This is a genomic window from Prevotella sp. ICM33 (genome assembly GCF_000517825.1).
GTDB lineage: Bacteria > Bacteroidota > Bacteroidia > Bacteroidales > Bacteroidaceae > Prevotella > Prevotella melaninogenica.
In genome coordinates, this window is record NZ_JACD01000083.1 from 1 (window position 1) to 3831 (window position 3831).

General features: G+C 43.7%; 3 protein-coding genes. 2 read left to right on the top strand and 1 reads right to left on the bottom strand.

Features of this window, described 5'->3' with window-relative positions:
• Window positions 1–294 precede the first annotated feature (294 nt).
• Window positions 295–564: a hypothetical protein gene (locus HMPREF1505_RS10345; protein ID WP_036925166.1), complete on the bottom strand. Its 270-nt coding sequence runs from the start codon at window positions 562–564 to the stop codon at window positions 295–297.
• Window positions 565–834: 270 nt separating this feature from the next.
• Here HMPREF1505_RS10345 and HMPREF1505_RS10350 point away from each other — a divergent pair, with 270 nt between their 5' ends.
• Together HMPREF1505_RS10350 and ettA are read left to right on the top strand one after the other, a co-directional pair.
• Entirely contained in the window at window positions 835–1653 is an 819-nt protein-coding gene (locus HMPREF1505_RS10350; RefSeq protein ID WP_036925167.1) for a KilA-N domain-containing protein, read from the top strand.
• Window positions 1654–1922: 269 nt separating this feature from the next.
• Window positions 1923–3620 carry an energy-dependent translational throttle protein EttA gene (gene ettA, locus HMPREF1505_RS10355; protein ID WP_036925168.1) on the top strand — a complete coding sequence of 566 codons (1698 nt, stop codon included), beginning with the start codon at window positions 1923–1925 and terminating at the stop codon, window positions 3618–3620.
• Window positions 3621–3831 lie beyond the last annotated feature (211 nt).

Here is a 3831-nt window from a genome sequence, read left to right on the forward strand (position 1 = left end):
ATGTCACGGAGGTGCCGACGGCACAAAGAGCGACGGAGGTGTAGCGTACAGATTCTTGATAAGTTTTGGGATAAACGCTTTGTATATAAATTGCTAATAGAATTGACAATCAAGCTCCTTAGCTCTATGCACCGTCGGTGCCTCCGTGACTTCCATTGTTTTTCCTTATAATCCTCCGTCCTCTCCTTTTCTCCGTGTGACATTTCGTCAGAAACCTAACCTTAAGTGGCAAAACTTATCACTCCAAAATCCTGAAGACCCTAAGAAAAGTAGGAAACGACTCTGAAGTGTTAGTTACGCCATGAATATTTCTATTATTACGAAATAGGCAACAATTGGGAAGAAGTCAAGCACCATAGCCACGACGAATGCCAGTATGGCTAAGAATGTCCATTTCTCCAAAGCAAACCTATATGCGCAATAACCATTGAGCACTATTGCTACTAATAAAAGGATAAAGATAAACAGCCTGGATCCTTCTCCTTTTTGAAGAAGAAGTAGACACGCCAGCATCCAAACAAACATATATCCAAACCATCTGTAAGGAGAAGGAGTTTCTTCCATAATCGCTTGTTTTATAAGATAATACTTTCCTAATTTGAGGAATAAGTTTCCCTGTCAGTGGGTGTTTGTAAGTAGGTAAAGATAAGTAAACTTCGTATATTTATGTTTGGCTGCCAACACGTTACGTTAGTATTCTGTTAATGATTACCCCTGCAAAGGTAAACATTATTCTTATTTATCAACGATTTTATTAGTATTTTGTTGATAGGAGTGAGCTGGAAGTGATTTTTATATTATCTTTGCACATATTATTTATAAAATAATAATACTATGACAAAGAAGGGAGAAATCTTCGTTAAAGATGTAGCAATTAAGACTATGACAAAAGATGGTATTGATTACATCTGTATAACAGACATTGCTCGACAGAAGAATACTGCTGAGCCTAAAGACGTTGTTAAGAATTGGATGCGCCAAAAGAATACGCTGGAGTATTTGGGTTTATGGGAGAAACTAAACAATCCTAACTTCAAAGGGGTCGAATTCGACCCCCTTTTGGCAGAAGCAGGTAGTAACTCTTTTACTATGAGCCCAACCAGATGGGTGGAGTTGACTGCAGCAATAGGTGTCTTCACTAAGAATGGAGCTGGTGGTGGTACTTTTGCTCAGCGTGATATAGCTTTCAAGTTTGCCAATTGGGTTTCTGTTGAGTTTGAACTTTATCTTGTCATGGAGTTCCAACGTCTGAAAGCTAAAGAACAAGAGTTGATAGGATGGACTGCAAAAAGAGAATTATCTAAGATAAACTATCGCATACATACGGATGCTATAAAGAGTCATCTCATCCCTGAGAAAGTTACCCCTACGCAGGCAAACATCATTTATGCAGAGGAGGCAGACGTGCTGAATGTTGCCATGTTTGGAATGACTGCCAGACAATGGCGAGAGTCTAATCCTGATTTGAAAGGTAATATTCGTGACTATGCTTCTGTAAATGAATTGATTTGTTTGTCGAACATGGAGAATATCAATGCAGTACTTATCAATGACGATATACCTCAAGGGGAAAGACTTGTTAGACTTAATCAGATAGCTATTCATCAAATGCAAATCCTTGAGAGGAATAGTAATAGAAATCTTTTACGGTAATTTCTTTTCGTCAATAAAACAATTGAAAACAATACATATTCTCTCGTTCATAAAGAAGATAGATATAATAGTCTCTGGGGCGTGATACTTATTAGAAAGTCGCTATATGTTGAGACAATAAGAGGCTGAATCCTAAGCGTTCTTCTGTTACCCTGTCTTTTATATTCTCTGTCTTCTTTCCACAAGCACCTTGATTACTTGTCAACTTCTTAACTTGCCAATATGAATTATTTTCGTTATCTTTGCCTACAAAACAAACGAAAGAATAAATGGCAACAGTAGACGACAAGAAGATTATCTTCTCAATGGTGGGTGTATCGAAGATTATCCCACAGAACCAGAAACAGATTCTGAAGAACATTTACCTCTCGTTCTTCTATGGTGCAAAGATAGGTATTATTGGTCTCAACGGCGCAGGTAAGTCTACGCTGATGAAGATTATCGCCGGTCTTGTGGAACCAACACAGGGCGAAGTGGTATGGAGTCCGGGCTATTCGGTGGGTTATCTGCCACAGGATCCACCACTCGATGAGGCGAAGACCGTGAAGGAGAATGTTATGGAAGGTGTGCAGCATATCTATGATGCACTGAAGGAATACGACGATATCAACGTAAAGTTTGGCTTGGAGGAGTATTACTCTGATGCTGACAAGATGGACAAGCTGATGCAGCGGCAGGCTGAGTTGCAGGATATTATCGATGCAACGGACGCCTGGAACATTGATTCACGACTCGAAAGGGCGATGGATGCACTGCGTTGTCCTAAGGGTGATTTGCCAGTGACCAACCTCTCTGGAGGTGAGCGCCGTCGTGTTGCCCTCTGCCGTCTGCTCCTTCAGAAGCCAGATGTGTTGTTGCTCGATGAGCCTACCAACCACCTTGATGCTGAGAGTATCGACTGGTTGGAGCAGCATTTGCAGCAGTATGAGGGTACTGTTATCGCTGTTACCCATGACCGTTACTTCTTGGACGATGTGAGCGAGTGGATTCTTGAACTCGACCGTGGCGAGGGTATTCCATGGAAGGGCAACTACTCTTCATGGCTCGATCAGAAGACAAAGCGCATGGAGCAGGAAGAGAAGTCGGCTTCTAAGCGTCGCAAGACATTGGAACGTGAGTTGGAATGGGTGCGCATGGCACCAAAGGCGCGTCAGGCAAAGGGTAAGGCTCGTCTGAACTCTTACGAGCAGATGCTCAACGAGGAGCAGAAACAACGTGAGGAGAAGCTTGAAATCTTTATTCCTAACGGTCCACGCTTGGGTAATAAGGTTATCGAAGCACAGCACGTAAAGAAGGCTTTCGGTGAGAAGGTTCTCTTCAACGACCTCAACTTCATGTTGCCTCCTAACGGCATCGTAGGTGTTATCGGTCCTAACGGTGCGGGTAAGACTACGCTCTTCCGCCTTATCATGGGCTTGGAGCAGGCTGATGGCGGTACCTTCGAGGTAGGTGAGACCGTTAAGCTTGCTTATGTTGACCAGCAGCACAAGGATATCGACCCTAACAAGACGGTATATGACGTAGTTTCACAAGGCAACGAGACGATTCGTATGGGTGGACGTGACATCAATTCACGTGCTTATCTCTCACGTTTCAACTTCTCTGGTACCGACCAGAGCAAGCTTTGTTCAGTACTCTCTGGTGGTGAGCGCAACCGTCTTCAGTTGGCTATGGCATTGAAGCAGGAAGGTAATGTCCTCCTTCTCGATGAGCCTACCAACGATATCGACGTGAATACACTCCGTGCATTGGAGGAAGGTCTTGAGGCATTTGCCGGTTGTGCTGTTGTCATCAGCCACGACCGTTGGTTCCTCGACCGTATCTGTACCCACATCCTCGCCTTTGAGGGTAACGGTGAAGTTGTCTTCTTCGAAGGTGGCTTCTCTGATTACGAAATCAATAAGGCACGCCGACTTGGCAATGAGGAGATTAAGAAGGGTAGATATAGGAAGTTGATGGAGGAGTAAAAGACAAACAATCAACCAACAATCAACCAACCTACCAACTGGCCCCACCCCCAGCCCCTCCCCCATAGGGAGGGGCGTGAAATGCGAGATACCCCCTATGAGATTGGGGAATGATTGAAAGGATTTACCAAAACAGATTAGCTCAAACAAGGCTTTCATCCTCAAGCGAATTGTTTCCAGCACTCCCCCTCTCCTTTCGGAGAGGGGGTTG

What these genes read in the sequence shown, in the direction of transcription:
- HMPREF1505_RS10345 (WP_036925166.1), bottom strand. Translation starts at nt 564, where the DNA reads ATGGAAGAAACTCCTTCTCCTTACAGATGGTTTGGATATATGTTTGTT.
- HMPREF1505_RS10350 (WP_036925167.1), top strand. Translation starts at nt 835, where the DNA reads ATGACAAAGAAGGGAGAAATCTTCGTTAAAGATGTAGCAATTAAGACT.
- ettA (WP_036925168.1), top strand. Translation starts at nt 1,923, where the DNA reads ATGGCAACAGTAGACGACAAGAAGATTATCTTCTCAATGGTGGGTGTA.